Genomic DNA, 15,655 nt, shown 5'->3' with positions numbered 1-15,655 from the left:
CCGGCATCCGGGACGAGCCGACTGCCGTACGTCGTACTACTGCGGCAACCGGGGGAATCTCGCGCTGGTCACCCCACTAGGGTCGTTACCGGTACGGACGTTGAGCCCGCCGAAACCTGAAAGGGACCGTATCTGCCATGAGGTCGACCACCCTAGGAACCCTTGCCGCCGTCATCACGGGCGTCGCGGCCGCGGTAGGGGCTGCCGCGTCCCCCGCCGCGGCGGTGGCCACGGTACCCGTACCCGTGCCGCTGGAGGGCGCCGAGCGTGCCCTCCACACGGAGCTGCCCGAGGTCGGCGGGAAGATTCCGCTGGCGACGCCGGGGGCCCCCGAGGCACCGAAGTTCGTCGAGGGCCGACTCATGCCGGAGCGGACGATTCCGCCGGTGCCGATCAACGGCGGGCTGCCCGGCGCCGACCTGACCGCGCCGGTGCCGCACCTCCTCGACGACGACTTCGACCACCTCGGCCTCGACGCGCCCGCCGCCGACGCGCGGACGCTGACACCGGGCCTGGCCCTGGACGCCCCGCTGACCGCTCCGAAGCCCGGTAGCGGCGAACTGCCGCAGCCGAAGCTCCCGGAGGCGGGCGTCCTGCTGCCATCGGTGCAGGCTGCGCCGGGCGCCGACCTGACCGCGGGCCCCGGCCTGTAGAGCGCCTCGACCCCTCAGACGGGGCCCGGACCGTGACACGGCCCGGGCCCCGTCGGCGTTCCGGCACGGAAGTTCACCCCTTGGGCCCTCGGACGGTGACCGCGCGGGCCGTCGGGCGGTTACCGGTACGGACAACGGAAACCGACCCCTTTCGCGTACGAGACGAGGAGCACACGATGGTCATGAGCGTCGGCCGAACACCGGTGGGCGCCGATCCCTCCCGGGCGAGCCCGGAGAGCGGCGCGCCCGTCCGCCGGAGCAGGCGCGACCTGCTGCTCGGGATCTTCGGCCCGGCCGCCGTCGCGGTCGCGCTCACCCCGGTCGTCATCGCCTCGCGGGTGCCGCGTGCGACCGAACCGGCCGCCCACCTCGTCTTCGACGAGACGTACCGCGGCCGCCTGATCCGCGGCGTCCGCACCGCCGTCGGCGGGGCTCCCGGCGGCGGGCAGTGGCACGTCACCGTGGACGGACGGCCGCTGCACCTGATGCGCCGCGCCGACGGCACCTGGCTGAGCATGGTCGACCACTACCGGTCGTACGCCACCGCGCTGGACGCCGCCCGGGCGGCCGTCGACGAACTGGGGCCCGGGCGGCAGTTGCGGGAGCCGGGGAACGACGGGACGGACATGGGGGGACACGGTGGCGTACACGCGTAAGGACGTCAGCACACTGACCGCGACCGAGAAGCGGCGGTTCGTGCAGGCGATGCTGGAGCTGAAACGACGCGGCGAGTACGACGAGTTCGTACGGATGCACATCGACTTCTACGTCTCGGACGGCGAGGACGGCCTGCGTACGGCGCACATGTCGCCGTCCTTCCTGCCCTGGCACCGTCGCTTCCTGCTGGAGCTGGAGCGGGCCCTGCGCCGCGTCGACTCCTCGGTGACCGTGCCGTACTGGGACTGGACCCGCGACCGCACGACGGGGGCGGCGCCCTGGACGGACGATCTGCTCGGCGGCACCGGTCGGCTCCCGGACCGGCAGGTGACGACCGGGCCGTTCGCCCACGCGACCGGCAACTGGACGCTCAAGGAGCGCATCACCGACGAGGACTACCTCACCCGGGACCTCGGACGGCCCGCCGATCCGATCGAGCTGCCGACGCGGAGCGACCTGGAGTGGGCCCTGCGGGACCCCGTCTACGACACCTCCCCCTGGGACTCGACGTCCACCAAGGGGTTCCGCAACAAGTTGGAGGGGTGGGGGAAGGGCCAGGGTCCGGCCGCCTGGCGCAACCACAACCGGGTGCACCGCTGGGTCGGCGGGGTGATGGTGAGCGGCGCCTCCGTCAATGACCCGGTGTTCTGGCTGCACCACGCCTTCGTCGACCTGTGCTGGTCGCGCTGGCAGCACCGGCACCGTGACCACCGCTATCTGCCCGCGAGACCGCCCGGCCCGGGCAGCGCCCAGCGCGGCCGCATCGTCGCCCGCCACGAGAAGCTCCCGCCGTGGGACATGACCCCGGACGAGTTGGAGGACCACGGCAGGATCTACCGGTACGCGTAGGCCGTACGGCGGCACGGAACCGCGGGCGCGGACACACAAGAGCCCCGGCGCTGGAAAGTGCCGGGGCTCTGGAGTGGGTACGGGCGATCAGCCGCCGTAGCCCCCGTGGCCCTTCTTGCCACCGGCGCGGTGCTCCTTGTGAGCGCCGTTCTTGCCGTCGTCGCCCTTCTTGTCCTTGTGGTCGCCACTGTTGTTCTCGCAGTGGTTGCCGAACGCCGGGTTCAGCAGGCCGATCACGTTGACGGTGTTGCCGCACACGTTGACCGGGATGTGGATCGGGACCTGGATGACGTTGCCCGACAGGACGCCGGGCGAGTGGACGGCTGCGGCGGTGGCGTCCGCGTCCGCCATGGCCAGGCCGGCGCCGCTGATCATCACGGCACCGGTGCCGAGGACGACTCCGGCTGCCTTCACGATGCGAGACATCACGTTCTCCTTTGGTTCGTGGAGTACGACGACAGGACGCGCCGTCGCACTCCCCCTTCAACGCCGCCCCCCACGGCTGGTAACGGCGCCCCGGCGCAGATCACCCGTTTTGAAGAGTGACGGGGGACCTCAGGGCAGTCGCCGTACCGGAGAACCCGAGAGGAAGGCCCGGATGTCCTCGATCGCCTGGCCGTAGTACGTCGTGTAGTTGGCGCGCGAGACATAGCCGAGGTGGGGTGTGGCGAGCAGGCGGGGGGCCGTGCGGAACGGATGGTCGGCGGGCAGGGGCTCGGTGTCGAAGACGTCGACGCCCGCACCGGCGATGCGGCCCTCGCGCAGGGCCGCGAGGAGGGCGTCCTGATCGACGATGGCGGCGCGCGAGGTGTTGATCAGGTAGGCGGTCGGCTTGAGCAGGTCGAGTTCGGCCGGGCCGAGCAGACCGCGGGTACGGTCGCCGAGGGCCAGATGGACGGAGACGAAGTCGCTGGCGGCGAGGAGGTCGTGCAAGGAGGCGGCCGCTTCGACGCCCACCTCGTCGGCGCGGTCCTTGGTGAGGTTCTGGCTCCAGGCGCTGACCTCCATGCCGAAGGCGAGGCCGACCCGTGCCACCCGGCTGCCGATCTTCCCCAGGCCGAGCAGCCCGAGCCGGCGGCCGTGCAGGTCGGCACCGACCGTCCGCTGCCAGGGGCCGTTGTCGCGCAGGGCCCCGCTCTCCTCGACGATCCCCCGGGCGAGGCCGAGCAACAGCGCCCAGGTCAGCTCGACGGGCGGGGTGGAGGAACTCGCCGTACCGCACACGGTGACGCCGTGTGTCTCGGCGGCGGCGTAGTCGATGACGGTGTTGCGCATGCCGGAGGCGACGATCAGCTTCAGCCGGGGGAGGCGGGCGATCAACGATCCGGGGAAGGCGACGCGTTCGCGCAGGGTCACCACGATGTCGGCGTCGGCCAGGGCCGCGGCGAGGGCGTCCTCGTCGGGGAAGTGGGTGTCGTAGGTGACGACTTCGACCTCGTCGGCCAGCGGTGACCAGTCGGCGAGTTCGGTCGCCACGTTCTGAAAGTCGTCCAGCACAGCACAGCGCAGCCGCACGTCGGGCCCCTTCGGTTCCTCACCACCGTCAACGAGGCCGACTCTACGGGGGGATGGCCGGCCCCTTCCGGGCGAAGCCCGCCTGCGGACTTCGGGCGAGAGCACCAACGGACCTCGGGCGAGGCCGCCAACGGTCTTCGGGCGAGGGCTCCAACGGTCCTCGGGCGAGGCCGCCAACGGTCTTCGGGCGAGGGCTCCAACGGTCGGCCGGGGTGAGGTCGGCCTCGGCGAGGACGGTAGCCGTGGGCCCGACGGTGGGTGATCTTCGGCCAAAGAACCTCGACATGTATTCGACAGGGCCAGGGGCGCGCCCGGGGCTCTGTCATGCCGAGCGATGCCCGTTCTGAGCAGCAAAAACGCCCTCCCGAGGGGAGAGCGGAGACTTGCGCCCCCGGCAGGACTCGAACCTGCGGCCAAGCGCTTAGAAGGCGCCTGCTCTATCCACTGAGCTACGGGGGCCGGGTGTGGTGGCCTCTGTCTTGGGTGCCCGGGTGTGGGCCGTTCCGTGACGTCGCCGGGGACAAGGATAGGGCTCCCACGACCTTGTCCCTGTTGCTTCGCCTCCGTGGCTCGATGTGGAGGTTCAGTGAAGCGGTCCTGATAATCGCAGGCAGGTACGAATCGTGCATCGCTTTTGGCGCCTCATGCACTGGGTGTTGTGCACTCGTTATGCCTGGACTGTGCCTGCGTCCCAGTCATCCCTTCCGCCCCTTGTGTCCGGTCGGCGCGCAGACATGGTCATATGCTTCAGAATTCCCCCAAAATTGGGCATTCTTCACATGTGGTGACCTTGGACGTACGGCCTCAGCTGCTCGACGCACTCTCCGCCCTGCGCGACCGTGTCGCCGCCGCACGCTTCCCGCTGCCCCTGGCGGGGGCCGCACGCGCGCGTGCCAACCGCGACGAACTGCTCGCACAGCTCGACGACTATCTGGTGCCCCGGTTGAGGGACCCCGAAGCGCCGCTGCTGGCCGTGGTGGGCGGTTCCACCGGGGCCGGCAAGTCGACCCTCGTCAACTCCCTTGTGGGACGGCGGGTGAGCGAGGCGGGCGTGCTGCGGCCGACCACGCGGACACCGGTGCTGGTCTGCCATCCGGAGGACCACCACTGGTTCAGCGGAATGCGTGTATTGCCCGACCTCACCCGCGTGTGGGTGCCCCACCAGGAGCCGGGGGACGAACTCCTGCTGCCCGGCGAGAACCCCGCGCGCGTGCTGCGCATCGAGACCGCCGACACCCTTCCACCGGGCCTCGCCCTCCTCGACGCACCCGACGTCGACTCCCTGGTCGCCGACAACCGCGTCCTCGCCGCCGAACTGATCTGCGCCGCCGACATCTGGATCATGGTCACCACGGCCGCCCGCTACGCCGACGCCGTTCCCTGGCATCTCCTGCGCACCGCCAAGGAGTACGACGCCACGCTCGTGACCGTCCTCGACCGGGTGCCGCACCAGGTCGTCTCCGAGGTCTCGCGGCAGTACGGCGCCCTGCTCACCAAGGCGGGCCTCGGCGAGGTGCCCCGGTTCACGGTGCCGGAGCTGCCCGAGTCGGCCTGGGGCGGCGGCCTGCTCCCGGCCACCGCCGTGGCCTCACTGCGGACCTGGCTCGTCCACCAGGTGCAGGACCCCGCCGCCCGGCAGCACACCGTCGCCCGTACGGCCCACGGTGTCCTCGCCTCCCTCAGGTCCCGGATGCCCGAGCTGGCGGCCGCGGCCGCCGCCCAGTACGCGGCCGCGCTGCGGCTCACCACCGCCGTGGAGGGGGCGTACGACAACGAGTACGCGCGCGTGCGGGGGCGACTCCAGGCCGGTGCCGTGCTCGCAGGTGACGCCCTCAAGCGCTGGCGGGCCTTCCCCCTCGACTGCACCGCCGCGGAACTCCTGGACGCCCTGGTGGAGAGCCTGGGCGCCCTCCTGCTGTGCGCGGTCACCGCCGCCGACGAGCGCGTCCACGAGGCCTGGCGGCGCGAACCGGCCGCCGCCGCACCGGAACTGACGGACCGCGAGCCGACCCCCGAGAGTGTCGAACACCGGATCGGGATGGCCGTACGGCGCTGGCGGCGCGAGCTGGAGGAGTACGCCGAGGAGGAGATCCGCGACCTCGACCGGGGGGTCGCACCCGACCCGGAGACGGTCGCCGCGCTCGTCGCCACCGTGCTGCTCGGCGGACGCCGGGCGCGGGTCGCGGGCGAAGGGCTCGCCGAGCGGATCGGCGCCCACGGGGCCCTGCGGCTGCGCGACCGGGGCGGACGGCTGCTCGCCGAGCACCTCGACAGGGTCGTGCACGCCGAACGCGAGCGCCGGCTCGCCCCGCTCGACGCGCTCGAGGTACACCCCGAACCCCAGGCCGAACTCATCGCCGCGCTGTCCGTACTGCAGAAGGAGAGGTGACCGATGACCGCCGTCACGGATCAGGACCACACGGAGCAGGCCGGGGACGCCGGTTCGGAGAACGAGGAAGGGGCGGTCGAGGAACCGGCGTCGGGGGGCGCAGTGGACCCGGTCGGGAAGGACGAGCACGCACGCGTGGAGAGCGCTGAGGGCGGGGGCCGGCCCGCGGACGGCGGGCGGGCACGGAGGCAGGCGGCCTCCGGTCCCGCGCGGGCGGGTGCGGGCCAGGGGCACGCGCGCGGGGAGGACGCCGGTCACCCGCGCGGAAAGGAGCCCGGTCACCCGCGCGGAAAGGAACCCGGTCACCGGCGCGGAAAGGCCATGGAGACCTCTGGGGGGTCGGCCGACGTCGACCTCGACGCCGACGGCGCGAGCGCCTGGGACGACGGGCTCATCGCACGCAGGGTCACCGCCGAGACCGAGCAGGCCGCCGTCGTGGAGGTCCGTGGGACCAACGTCCCGCCCGCCGCCCCGCTCGCGTACGACGCCCCCCTGCACTCCCGTCTGGACGCGCTGCGGGAACTCGTAGGGCTCTCGCGGGCCCGGCTCGACAGCCGGACGCTCGCCGAGGCCGGCCAGGTCCTGGACGAGGCGGCCGCCCGGCGCAGGCTCTCCGGAGACCACACCGTCGTCGCCATCGCCGGCGCGACGGGCAGCGGCAAGTCGCAACTGTTCAACTCCCTCGCCGGAGTCGCCATCTCGGAGACCGGGGTACGCCGGCCCACCACGGCCGCGCCCATCGCGTGCAGCTGGAGCGACGGTTCGGCCAGCCTCATCGAACGGCTCGGCATCCCGCCCCGGTTGCGGCGACGCCCGCTGCAGAGCGCCGAGTCGGAGGCCCAGTTGCGCGGGCTCGTCCTGGTCGACCTGCCGGACCACGACTCGGCCGCCGTTCAGCACCGCGAGCACGTGGACCGGATTCTGGCGCTCGTCGACGCCGTCATCTGGGTCGTCGACCCCGAGAAGTACGCCGACGCGATCCTGCACGAGCGCTATCTGCGGCCCATGGCGGGCCACGCGGAGGTCATGTTCGTCGTCCTCAACCAGGTCGACCGGCTGCCCGGGGAGGCCGCCGAGCAGGTCCTCGACGATCTGCGGCGGCTGCTGGACGAGGACGGGATCGTCCTCGGGGAGTACGGCGAACCCGGCGCGACCGTACTCGCGCTGTCGGCGCTCACCGGGGACGGCGTCGGTGAACTGCGGGAGGCACTCGGTCAGTTCGTGGCGGAGCGCGGGGCTCCCGCGCGGCGCATCGCGGCCGACGTGGACGCGGCGGCATGGCGGCTGCGGCCGGTCTACGCGACGGGCCGGCGCACCGGGCTGAGCGAGGAGGCGCGCGACGACTTCGCCGCCCGGCTCGCGGACGCGGTCGGCGCCACCGCGGCGGGCGAGGCGGCCGAACGCGCCTGGCTGCGCAACGCCAATCGCGCGTGCGGGACGCCCTGGCTGCGGCTGTGGCGCTGGTTCCAGGACCGGCGCGAACCTCCCACGGGGCGGATGCCGTTGCGCGCCCATCCCGACGAGGAGGCGACCGCGCGCCAGCGTGTCGAGCAGGCCGTACGGACGCTCGCCGACCGGGCCTCGGCGGGACTGCCCGCGCCGTGGGCGCAGGCGGTGCGTGAGGCGGCCGTACGCGGCTCCCAGGGGCTGCCCGAGGCGCTGGACGAGCTGACGGCCCGGGCCGGGCTGCCACCGGGGCGTCCACCGCGCCCCGGCTGGTGGCCGGTGGCCGTGCTGGCGCAGGCGTCCATGACGCTCCTTCAAATCGTCGGCGGTCTCTGGCTGGTGGGCCAGATCGTCGGGGTCATGGCGCCGAACCTCGGGGTTCCGGTGCTGCTGATGGTGGCCGGCATCATCGGCGGCCCACTCGTGGAGTGGAGCTGCCGGATGGCCGCGCGAGGCCCCGCGCGACGGTACGGCGTGGAGGCGGAGCGGCGGCTGCGGGAGGCGGCGTCCGGGTGCGGGCGGGCGCGGGTGCTGGATCCGGTGGCGGCGGAGCTGCTGCGCTACCGGGAGGTCCGGGAGCAGTACGGCAGGGTCGTCGGAGTGTGACACCGGGAAGGACGGGGCGGTCCTGTGGACCAGATCCCTCGTTCGGGTGGCGGAGTTCTCCACAACCCGGGGACGGTCCACAGGGCGCAGCGGGCTCGGCCCGGCGGAGGCAGTCTGGCTTCGCGGCGATCGCGGTGACGCGGTCGGCACGCAGACTGCAGCAGCCGTACGGGACGGGCCCGTACGCATGTCCGGGAGGGGTTCCCAGCGATGAACGAGACCATGATCTGCGCGGTGGGCAATGTGGCGACGCAGCCGGTGTACCGGGAGCTGGCGACGGGGGCGTCGGTGCGGTTCCGGCTGGCGGCGACGGCGCGCTATCTGGACCGTGAGAAGAACGAATGGACGGACGGGCACACCAACTTCTTCACGGTATGGGCCAACCGCCAGCTCGCCACGAACGTGGCGGGGTCGATCAACGTGGGTGATCCCGTGGTCGTCCAGGGCCGGTTGAAGGTGCGTTCGGAGGTGCGTGAGGGGCAGCCGGCCTGGACCTCGGCCGACATCGACGCGGTGGCGATCGGCCACGACCTCGCGCGCGGCACCTCGGCCTTCCGGCGCACACAGCGGCCGGACAACACCGCCGCCGGGTCGTCCGCCCAGCCGGAACCGGTCTGGGAGACACCGCCGGGTGAGGCCGCGGACCGACAGGAGGCCGTCGCGGTGACGTGACGTCAGCCGAAGGTGCAAGGGCTGTGACCGAAGTACGGCTTATCGGCGAATGCGTTCCGGATGCCTCCGGTCGATTTGTCGATAAGCCATGCGGGTGAAAGGCCTTGGCGATAACGATTCCGAGTCGGATCGATCTTCCGACCGCATCCTCGGGAAGAGGGGGGCGGCCGCGTCCCTAGGATGCCGAACACAGCTCCCGGGGTTACTGATTCTGCTGGTGGGACCGCCACCCCGCTCGTCAACGGGTCCTGTTCGAAGGGGAATTCCGTGTTTTCTGCGTTCTCTGCGCTGTCCGTGCGCGGACGGGGGGCGGCTCGCCTCGCGGCCGTCACGTTCGTCTCCGGCCTGCTCGCCGCGGGTGCGACGGTGGCTGTCGCCGGCACGGCGTCAGCGGACGAGACGGCGCAGAACCAGAGAGGGGCGACCGCCACCATAGGAGGCCTGAAGACCTACGGTGACGCGGTGATCCACGACTCCGACGGCGATCTCCAGGTGCCGGCCGGGCTGTTCGAGATGTCCGTCGAGGGAGGCGGAACCCTCCAGACGTACTGCGTCGATCTCTACAACCCCACGCAGAAGGACGCCAAGTACCACGAGACCGACTGGAGTGGCACCTCGCTGGGCGCCAACAAGGGTGCGGGCAAGATCCGTTGGATCCTGGAGAACTCCTATCCCCAGGTCAACGATCTCGCGGCGCTCGCCGCCAGGGCCGGCGTCACCGCGGGGCTGACCGAGCAGGACGCGGCGGCGGGCACCCAGGTGGCGATCTGGCGCTACTCGGACGCCGCGGACGTCGACGCCGCCGACCCGCAGGCCGAGAAGCTCGCGGACTACCTGGAGAAGAGCGCCCGTGACGTCGGGGAGCCGACGGCGTCGCTGACGCTCGACCCGCCCGCGGTCTCCGGCCACCCCGGCGAACTGCTCGGCCCGGTGACGGTGCACACCAACGCGACCGGCGCCACGGTCACCCCACCGGCGGACGCGGCCACGACCGGCGTGCGGATCGTCGGCAAGGACGGCAGACCGGTGACCTCGGTGAGCAACGGCAGCGAGCTCTACTTCGACGTCCCCGAGGACGCGACGGCGGGTTCGGCCGACCTCACCGTGCAGGCCTCGACCACCGTGCCGGTGGGGCGTGCGTTCGCCTCCGAGAGCCGCAGCCAGACCCAGATCCTCGCCGGCTCCAGCGAGTCGACGGTCTCGGCCACGGCGAGCGCGACCTGGGCGAAGCAGGGGGCGGTACCGGCCCTCTCCGCGGCGCGGAACTGCACCGATGGCGGCCTGGACATCACGGCGGTCAACCAGGGTGACGAGGAGTTCACGTTCGAGCTGATGGGCACGGAGTACGCCATCGCGGCGGGCGAGTCCCGCACGGTGACGGTCCCGCTCCAGGAGGACCAGGCCTACGACTTCACGATCACGGGTCCCGACGGTCTTGCCGAGCGCTTCACCGGCGTCCTCGACTGCCGCACCCGCAGCAGCGAGGCGGGCGCCACGACCCAGACCCTCAGCGAGCCCAGCCCCGCCACCGTGGCCGTCCCCACCACCGACGTCAACCTCGCCGAGACCGGCGGCTCCGCCACCACCCCGCTCATCGCCGGTACCGCCATCGCCCTGGTCGTCATCGGGGGCGCGGCCCTGGTCCTCACCGGCAGGAAGCAGAACCGGGCACAGGACTGACCGCGGCGCGTCGGTGACGGGCACAATGGCGTCATGACCAAGCCATCCGCATCGCCGGCGCGTCACACCTCCTCGGACTCGGTGCTGTCCCTGTGGTCGCAGGACTCGGTGCTGTCGATCGGCTCGGTGGGGTCGGTGCTGTCCATCGGTTCCGTGGGCTCGGCCCTCTCGGTCGGCTCGATCGGCAGTGCCCTGTCCGTGGGCTCGATCGGTTCGGCCCTGTCGCTGATCTCGGCGGGCTCGTGGCTGAGCACCGGTTCGCTGCTGTCGGCGCAGTCGAAGTGGTCGGTGCTGTCGTGGCGCACGTCCCACGGGCTGATGCGGTCCGCGGGGGCGGCGGGAGCGGTGGCCGTAGGAGCAGCTGTGTTGCTGGCTGTGCGCGGGACGGGCGACTGATCCGACGTGCCGGTCGGGAGGCCAGCGCGGGGGCTTCTACGAACCGAGGATCCCGGGCAGCGGAGAACGTAGTGAGCCTCAGCACCAAGCTGATGCGGACGTCGTCGAGCTCGTTCCGGTGCACGACGACACCACGGTCGTCGGCCGCTAGCCAACCTTGCGATGTTCCGACGCGGTGCGATGAGTGGACCGAGCGGGGCTCTGTCAGTGGAAGCCACGGGCGCGCTAGCCGCAGTGAGCGATGTGCATCTTGAAAACGGCTGGTCATCGGGGCTGGTCTCGGTGGGTGGTCGTCTCCTTGGCTGGTCGCGGGCGGGTGCCTGTGGTGAAGATCGTCTGGCAGACCGATGAGTAATGCCGCCACGCCGGGTCTACACGCAGTGAAACCAGTCTGGAGGAAGACCACAGGAGGTCGAAGTGTCTAGATCAGTGCTCGACATGTCGGTGTCACTCGACGGGTACATCGCCGACACCGACGATTTCCTCGGCGGCGATGACGGCGAGCGGCTGCACAAGTGGGCCGACCCTGATGGGGAGACCGGCCAGCCGTCCGGGCCGGCTGCGCAATTCCAGGACGAATGGAATGCGGCCGGTGCGGTGCTCGCGGGACGGCGGACTGCCGAGCTCATGGATCACTGGGGTGGTGATCATGGCGGTCTCCCGATCTTTGTGCCCAGCCACCGCCCGCCCGGCCCGGCCGCCCGCTGGGGCTATCCACTGGTGACGTACGTGACCGATGGGATCGAGAGCGCGATGGCACAGGCCAAGGCCGCAGCCGGAGGCAAGGCTGTGCAGGTGCGTGGCGCGTACACGGCGCAGCGGGCGCTCGAGGCCGGGGTGCTGGATGAGGTGCAGATCCATCAGATCCCGGTGCTTCTCGGGCGTGGCCGTCGCCTGTTCGACGTGTTGCCGTCAGAGATCGAGTTGGAGATCGTCCAGGTGATCGACACTCCGCAGGCCACCCACATCCGCTACCGCGTCCGTCGCTGAGCGCGCGGACTTCAGTGCGACTCGGCTTCGGACGGGTCCCCTTCGAGGAGGAGTAGAGACGCCGGGAGCGAGGCGCGACGTCGTCGTACGGCGGCCGCGGCTGTTGAGGGTGACTCGGCCGGCCCAGCCTCCGACGCTCAGGCTGCTCGGCTTACTGCCGAGCCGGATGCGGACGCCAGGCGCAATCTTGAACGAAGACAGTCGATCTACAGCGGTCATCGGCGAAGCCCCAGGTCACAGCCCCCCGACCAAACGGGTTACCACCCGAGGGTGGACCTCAGGCAAGATGGGGTGTTACTTGCCGCGAGAGGGCATGAAAAGGCCCCTCACCAGCGCTTTTCTCGCCGATGAGGGGCCGTGTCAGGCAGCCTGGGCCGTCTCTGGGCCGTCGTGAGCGTGACCGGCGTCCCGGTACATCGCGGAGATGGCTTTCCGGGTCCGGGTCTCGCTGGACGGCATGAGGTGCGTGTAGACGCGGAGCGTGAACCCCGGGTCGCTGTGACCGAGGTAGAGACTCAGCGCCTTGATGTTCTCCCCGGCGTCCAGGAGGACCGACGCGTAGAAGTGCCGGAGCGCGTGCATCCCGTGCTCGCGTGCTGCCGCGTACCGTTGCCCCTTCTCCGGGGCGGTGATGATGCCGGCGGATGCCAACGCGGGCTTCCATGCCTGGTCGTTGAAACCCTGGCTCCAGATGGCGGCGCGAATGCCACTCGTGAAGACGAGGCGGTGTGTCACCTTCGGGCCGGTCGGAGTGAGCCAAGGCAAGGTCACGTCGACCGGCGGAAAGTGCTTCATGTGCTCCTGCAGCGCGGCCGACACCTCGGAGTCGAGGGGCACGTCACGGAGCTTGCCGCGCTTGGGCGGGGCGAAGACGAGCGTGCCGCGAACCTTCTTGACCTGCTGGCGGACGTAGAGCCAGCCGAGATCCCCGATGTTGTCGACGGCGAGTCCGAAGATCTCGCCCTGTCGCAGACCGCATCCGGCCCCTACGTCGACCATGGCCCTGTAGCGGTCGGGCAGGCCAGCCCGTACGCCGAACACCTGCTCAGCAGTCCACGGATGCACGCGAGTCGGCGCGGGCCGGGGTGCCTTGACCGATCGGGCTCGGCAAGGATTCGAGGCCAACAGGCGGTCATCTACGGCCGCGTTCAGTACGGAGGAAACGGCGTCGAAGATGAGGCGCCGGTACTGGGCAGACGCCACGGAGTCTTCGAGCTGCCGGTTCCAGTCGCGGATGTGCTCGGGCTGGAAGGAGCCGATGGGACGGGCGCCCAGGTACGGCAGAGCGTGAAGGCGCAACCTGCCTTCCACGGCGGCCCGGCTCGTGAGGTCGATCGTGAGGGCGCCGATCCAGCGTTCCGCGTACTCGCGGAAGGTGACGCGACCAGCCTTCGGGTCCATGTACTGACCGCGCGCCATGTCGGCTTCGATGTTGGTCAGCCACGTGTCGGCCAAGCGCTTCTGCTTGTCGGGGAAGCTCTTCGACTTCTCGGTGCCGTCGGGGGAGACGTACCGCGCTCGGTAGCGCATGCCCAGGCCGTGACGATCGGTCTTGACTCTGCGGGTCTTGCCGTCCGGTCCGACCTCGGTCCGGAACCAGCGGTCTTGCACGTGTCCGGCCATCAGGCAGCCTCCCCAAGCTGGGAGTCGACCCAGGCCCGCACGTCGTTCGGGTCGAAGCGCAGGTGCCGGCCAACGCGGAAGCCGCGGGGACCGGTGCGCTTGCGGCGCCACTGGTAGACCGTCTCGACGCTGGGCAGCTCGAACATGTCGACCAGGTCGTCGGGGGTCAGGAAGCGGCTCGGCAGCTCGGAGGACATGTCACCACTCCCTCTCGTCGGCGGATTGGTCGCGTAGGGCTTCGCGGGCGGTTTCGCGGTTGTGCTGGAGGTCGCGGGCGATGGTGGCGGCGAGGGCAGATTCGCCGGGGGTGTGGCCGTGTCCGGCGTACTGCCAGTCGGCGAGGACGAGGACGGTGTCCGGCTCGCGGTCGTCCAGGCCGAGGGCTTCGCGTTCCTGGGCTGCGCGGAAGTCGGCACGGGCTTGGCGGAGTTCGCCGAGGGTGGTCGAGTAGCGGCGGGACTTCGAGCTGAAGTGGCCCCGGAAGCCGAGCATGTGTGCCCAGGCCCAGATACGGCGGTCGGGGTACAGGGGGTCGAGCAGCTTGCAGGCTTCGATCAGGCGGCGGGTGTGGTCGGGGACCTGGTGGCGGTCGAGTTCGGAGAGTTCGCCGATGCGGCGGTCGAGGGTGCCGGTGTTCTCGGCTGCTTTGGTGGCGTACTTGGCGACGTAGGAGGCGACGGCCTGTTCGGTGATGTCGGAGCCGTCGCCGAAGGCCTTGACGGGGCGTACGTCGAGTTGGGTGCCCCAGCGGAAGGTGCGGGCGGGCTGGTCGTCGGCGGCCGGGACTGAGACCGAGGTGTAGGAGTGTGAGGCGGCGGCGTGTATCGCGTCGTCGAGCAACTGCACGGTGGCCCAGGCCGGGGGAGGTGTGCCGGGTCCCTCGGGGCCGTCGATGCGGATCACGGCGTGGAAGTGGAGGGCACCGCGCTTCTGGAACTCGGCAACCTTGCCGTACGAGACGCGCGCATGGTCGGGAAGCTCGCGACGGGTGATTCCGGCACGGGCGGCGATCTCGCGGCGCAGTCGAGTCGTGAAGCGCTGCCACAGGTTGCCTGCGTGGTTGTTGAAGAGGACGGCGCCCGCGTAGTCGTAGGTGGCCGGGTCGAGGGCCGTGCCGAGGGTGCGGTCGTCGGAGGGGTGGTGGGTGCCGCAGCGGCAGGCCCCGTGGTCGGGCCGGTTGTGGACCGGGCCGAAAGACGGGGCGGTGAGGGTGGCGAAGACGCGGGGGTGGTCGCGGACGGTGGACGGGATGTCGCGGCGGTCGTCTCCGGCCAGGCCCGCGCGGATGAGGTGGTAGGTGTCGCCCGCGTACGTCCAGGCGCAGGACGGGCAGCGGGAGGCACGGCGGTTGCCGCACGCGACGCGGAGACGTCCGCCGGGCTCGTTCTCGGTGGAGTAGTGGTGCAGGGTCTCGCCGGTCGTCTTGTCCTTGGCGATCGTCCAGCCGGTGAGGTGGATCGGGTCGGCGCAGCCGCCGGTGCGGCGGATCTGCTCGTTCCAGCGGTCGTAGTCATCGGCCGAGGCCACCCTCAGCAGGTCGCCGAGGGTGGCCGGGTCGAGGAGCAGGTCAGGCACGGGCGCCCTCCCGCGTGCGACGGGTGCGGCGGTGAGTGGTGCCGGTTCCCTGGCAGGCCGGGCAGTGTGCGGTGATGGTGCGCAGGCGACCGTGCGGGTCGCGGCCGCCGAGGGTGATGGCGGCGGAGGCGAAGCCGTCGCAGTTGGGGCAGATGCGGGGCGGGGGTGTGGTGCGGTGCGTCATGCTGGGGGTTCCTTCCGGATCTTCGGGTTCGGTAGGGGCAGGGCTCCCGGGCGGCGGAGACTTGGCGGTTGAGGTCGCCCGGGGGCCGGTCAGCGCCGCTTGGCCTCGGTGTTGATGAGCGAGCGGATGACCAGGGCGCAGACGGCGACCGAGGCGCCGGTGATGGCGACCGCGAGGAGCATCGAGACCAGGACCGCGCCGACCACCAGGACCACGGCCGTACCGCCACCGATGAGGGCGACGACGGCGCCAGGGGTGAGGTGGACGGTGGGTCGGGGAGACGCCGGGGCGGCCGGGGCGACCGGGACAGCGGTGCTGGGCTGCTGCTGGATGACGGCGGTCGGCTCGACGACGGCGGGCGGAGTGATGAGGCCGGTCGGCTGGGGCATGGTCGGGATCTTCGGGTGGAACATCAGCGGG

The 15,655-nt window shown here is 71.3% G+C and carries 17 protein-coding genes and 1 tRNA gene; 9 read left to right on the top strand and 9 right to left on the bottom strand.

Annotated elements, in window-relative coordinates:
* Window positions 1-137 precede the first annotated feature (137 nt).
* The 3 genes from ABZT93_RS04865 to ABZT93_RS04855 all read left to right on the top strand — a co-directional run bounded on the left by ABZT93_RS04865 (window position 138) and on the right by ABZT93_RS04855 (window position 2,159).
* Complete coding sequence (locus ABZT93_RS04865; RefSeq protein WP_356098954.1) at window positions 138-653, top strand: hypothetical protein; 516 nt, start codon at window positions 138-140, stop codon at window positions 651-653.
* 176 nt (window positions 654-829) lie between these two features.
* Window positions 830-1,309 carry a tyrosinase family oxidase copper chaperone gene (locus ABZT93_RS04860; protein WP_356098952.1) on the top strand — a complete coding sequence of 160 codons (480 nt, stop codon included), beginning with the start codon at window positions 830-832 and terminating at the stop codon, window positions 1,307-1,309.
* Window positions 1,293-2,159, top strand: a complete 867-nt coding sequence (locus ABZT93_RS04855) for a tyrosinase family protein (protein ID WP_356098949.1) — start codon at window positions 1,293-1,295, stop codon at window positions 2,157-2,159. The genes ABZT93_RS04860 and ABZT93_RS04855 overlap by 17 nt, the downstream gene beginning before the upstream one ends.
* An 87-nt stretch (window positions 2,160-2,246) precedes the next feature.
* On the opposite strand, the gene ABZT93_RS04850 is transcribed toward ABZT93_RS04855, so the two are convergent.
* From ABZT93_RS04850 to ABZT93_RS04840, 3 genes are all read right to left on the bottom strand, one after another.
* Window positions 2,247-2,585: a chaplin gene (locus ABZT93_RS04850; RefSeq protein ID WP_356098946.1), complete on the bottom strand. Its 339-nt coding sequence runs from the start codon at window positions 2,583-2,585 to the stop codon at window positions 2,247-2,249.
* A 129-nt stretch (window positions 2,586-2,714) separates the two neighbouring features.
* A complete protein-coding gene (locus ABZT93_RS04845; RefSeq protein ID WP_356098942.1) occupies window positions 2,715-3,674 on the bottom strand; it encodes a D-2-hydroxyacid dehydrogenase family protein in 960 nt (319 codons plus the stop codon).
* 386 nt (window positions 3,675-4,060) lie between these two features.
* Window positions 4,061-4,133: transfer RNA gene (locus ABZT93_RS04840), tRNA-Arg, on the bottom strand.
* Between the two features lie 322 nt (window positions 4,134-4,455).
* Between ABZT93_RS04840 and ABZT93_RS04835 the strand changes: the two genes are divergently transcribed.
* From ABZT93_RS04835 to ABZT93_RS04810, 6 genes are all read left to right on the top strand, one after another.
* Window positions 4,456-6,063 (top strand): dynamin family protein, encoded by a 1,608-nt coding sequence (locus tag ABZT93_RS04835; RefSeq protein ID WP_356098939.1) that lies wholly within the window; start codon window positions 4,456-4,458, stop codon window positions 6,061-6,063.
* 3 nt (window positions 6,064-6,066) lie between these two features.
* Window positions 6,067-8,115, top strand: coding sequence for a YfjP family GTPase (locus ABZT93_RS04830; RefSeq protein WP_356098936.1), 2,049 nt, complete (start codon window positions 6,067-6,069; stop codon window positions 8,113-8,115).
* Window positions 8,116-8,325: 210 nt separating this feature from the next.
* Entirely contained in the window at window positions 8,326-8,787 is a 462-nt protein-coding gene (locus ABZT93_RS04825; protein ID WP_356098934.1) for a single-stranded DNA-binding protein, read from the top strand.
* Between the two features lie 267 nt (window positions 8,788-9,054).
* Window positions 9,055-10,467 carry a Cys-Gln thioester bond-forming surface protein gene (locus ABZT93_RS04820; protein ID WP_356098932.1) on the top strand — a complete coding sequence of 471 codons (1,413 nt, stop codon included), beginning with the start codon at window positions 9,055-9,057 and terminating at the stop codon, window positions 10,465-10,467.
* 33 nt (window positions 10,468-10,500) lie between these two features.
* A complete protein-coding gene (locus ABZT93_RS04815; RefSeq protein WP_356098930.1) occupies window positions 10,501-10,863 on the top strand; it encodes a hypothetical protein in 363 nt (120 codons plus the stop codon).
* A gap of 417 nt (window positions 10,864-11,280) precedes the next feature.
* Window positions 11,281-11,853 (top strand): dihydrofolate reductase family protein, encoded by a 573-nt coding sequence (locus ABZT93_RS04810; RefSeq protein WP_356098929.1) that lies wholly within the window; start codon window positions 11,281-11,283, stop codon window positions 11,851-11,853.
* On the opposite strand, the gene ABZT93_RS04805 is transcribed toward ABZT93_RS04810, so the two are convergent.
* The 6 genes from ABZT93_RS04805 to ABZT93_RS04780 all read right to left on the bottom strand — a co-directional run bounded on the left by ABZT93_RS04805 (window position 11,776) and on the right by ABZT93_RS04780 (window position 15,648).
* Window positions 11,776-12,072 carry a DUF4236 domain-containing protein gene (locus ABZT93_RS04805; RefSeq protein ID WP_356098927.1) on the bottom strand — a complete coding sequence of 99 codons (297 nt, stop codon included), beginning with the start codon at window positions 12,070-12,072 and terminating at the stop codon, window positions 11,776-11,778. The two genes, ABZT93_RS04810 and ABZT93_RS04805, sit on opposite strands and share 78 nt — an antisense overlap.
* 141 nt (window positions 12,073-12,213) lie before the next feature.
* A complete protein-coding gene (locus tag ABZT93_RS04800; protein WP_356098924.1) occupies window positions 12,214-13,476 on the bottom strand; it encodes a site-specific integrase in 1,263 nt (420 codons plus the stop codon).
* The gene (locus ABZT93_RS04795; RefSeq protein WP_351805131.1) at window positions 13,476-13,673 is read right to left on the bottom strand and encodes a helix-turn-helix domain-containing protein; all 198 of its coding nucleotides are present in this window, start codon (window positions 13,671-13,673) and stop codon (window positions 13,476-13,478) included. Before ABZT93_RS04795 ends, ABZT93_RS04800 begins: the two co-directional genes overlap by 1 nt.
* Before the next feature lies 1 nt (window position 13,674).
* A complete protein-coding gene (gene repSA, locus ABZT93_RS04790) occupies window positions 13,675-15,051 on the bottom strand; it encodes a replication initiator protein RepSA (RefSeq protein ID WP_356098920.1) in 1,377 nt (458 codons plus the stop codon).
* A complete protein-coding gene (locus ABZT93_RS04785) occupies window positions 15,044-15,235 on the bottom strand; it encodes a hypothetical protein (protein ID WP_356098917.1) in 192 nt (63 codons plus the stop codon). Before ABZT93_RS04785 ends, repSA begins: the two co-directional genes overlap by 8 nt.
* Before the next feature lie 89 nt (window positions 15,236-15,324).
* Window positions 15,325-15,648, bottom strand: coding sequence for a SpdD-like protein (locus ABZT93_RS04780; protein ID WP_356098914.1), 324 nt, complete (start codon window positions 15,646-15,648; stop codon window positions 15,325-15,327).
* Between the last annotated feature and the right edge of the window lie 7 nt (window positions 15,649-15,655).

Origin of the sequence: Streptomyces sp. NPDC005303 (assembly GCF_040607335.1) — a bacterium.
Lineage (GTDB): Bacteria > Actinomycetota > Actinomycetes > Streptomycetales > Streptomycetaceae > Streptomyces.
The sequence above is the reverse complement of the archived record's forward strand: the minus strand, read 5'-3'. Positions and strand labels throughout refer to the sequence as shown.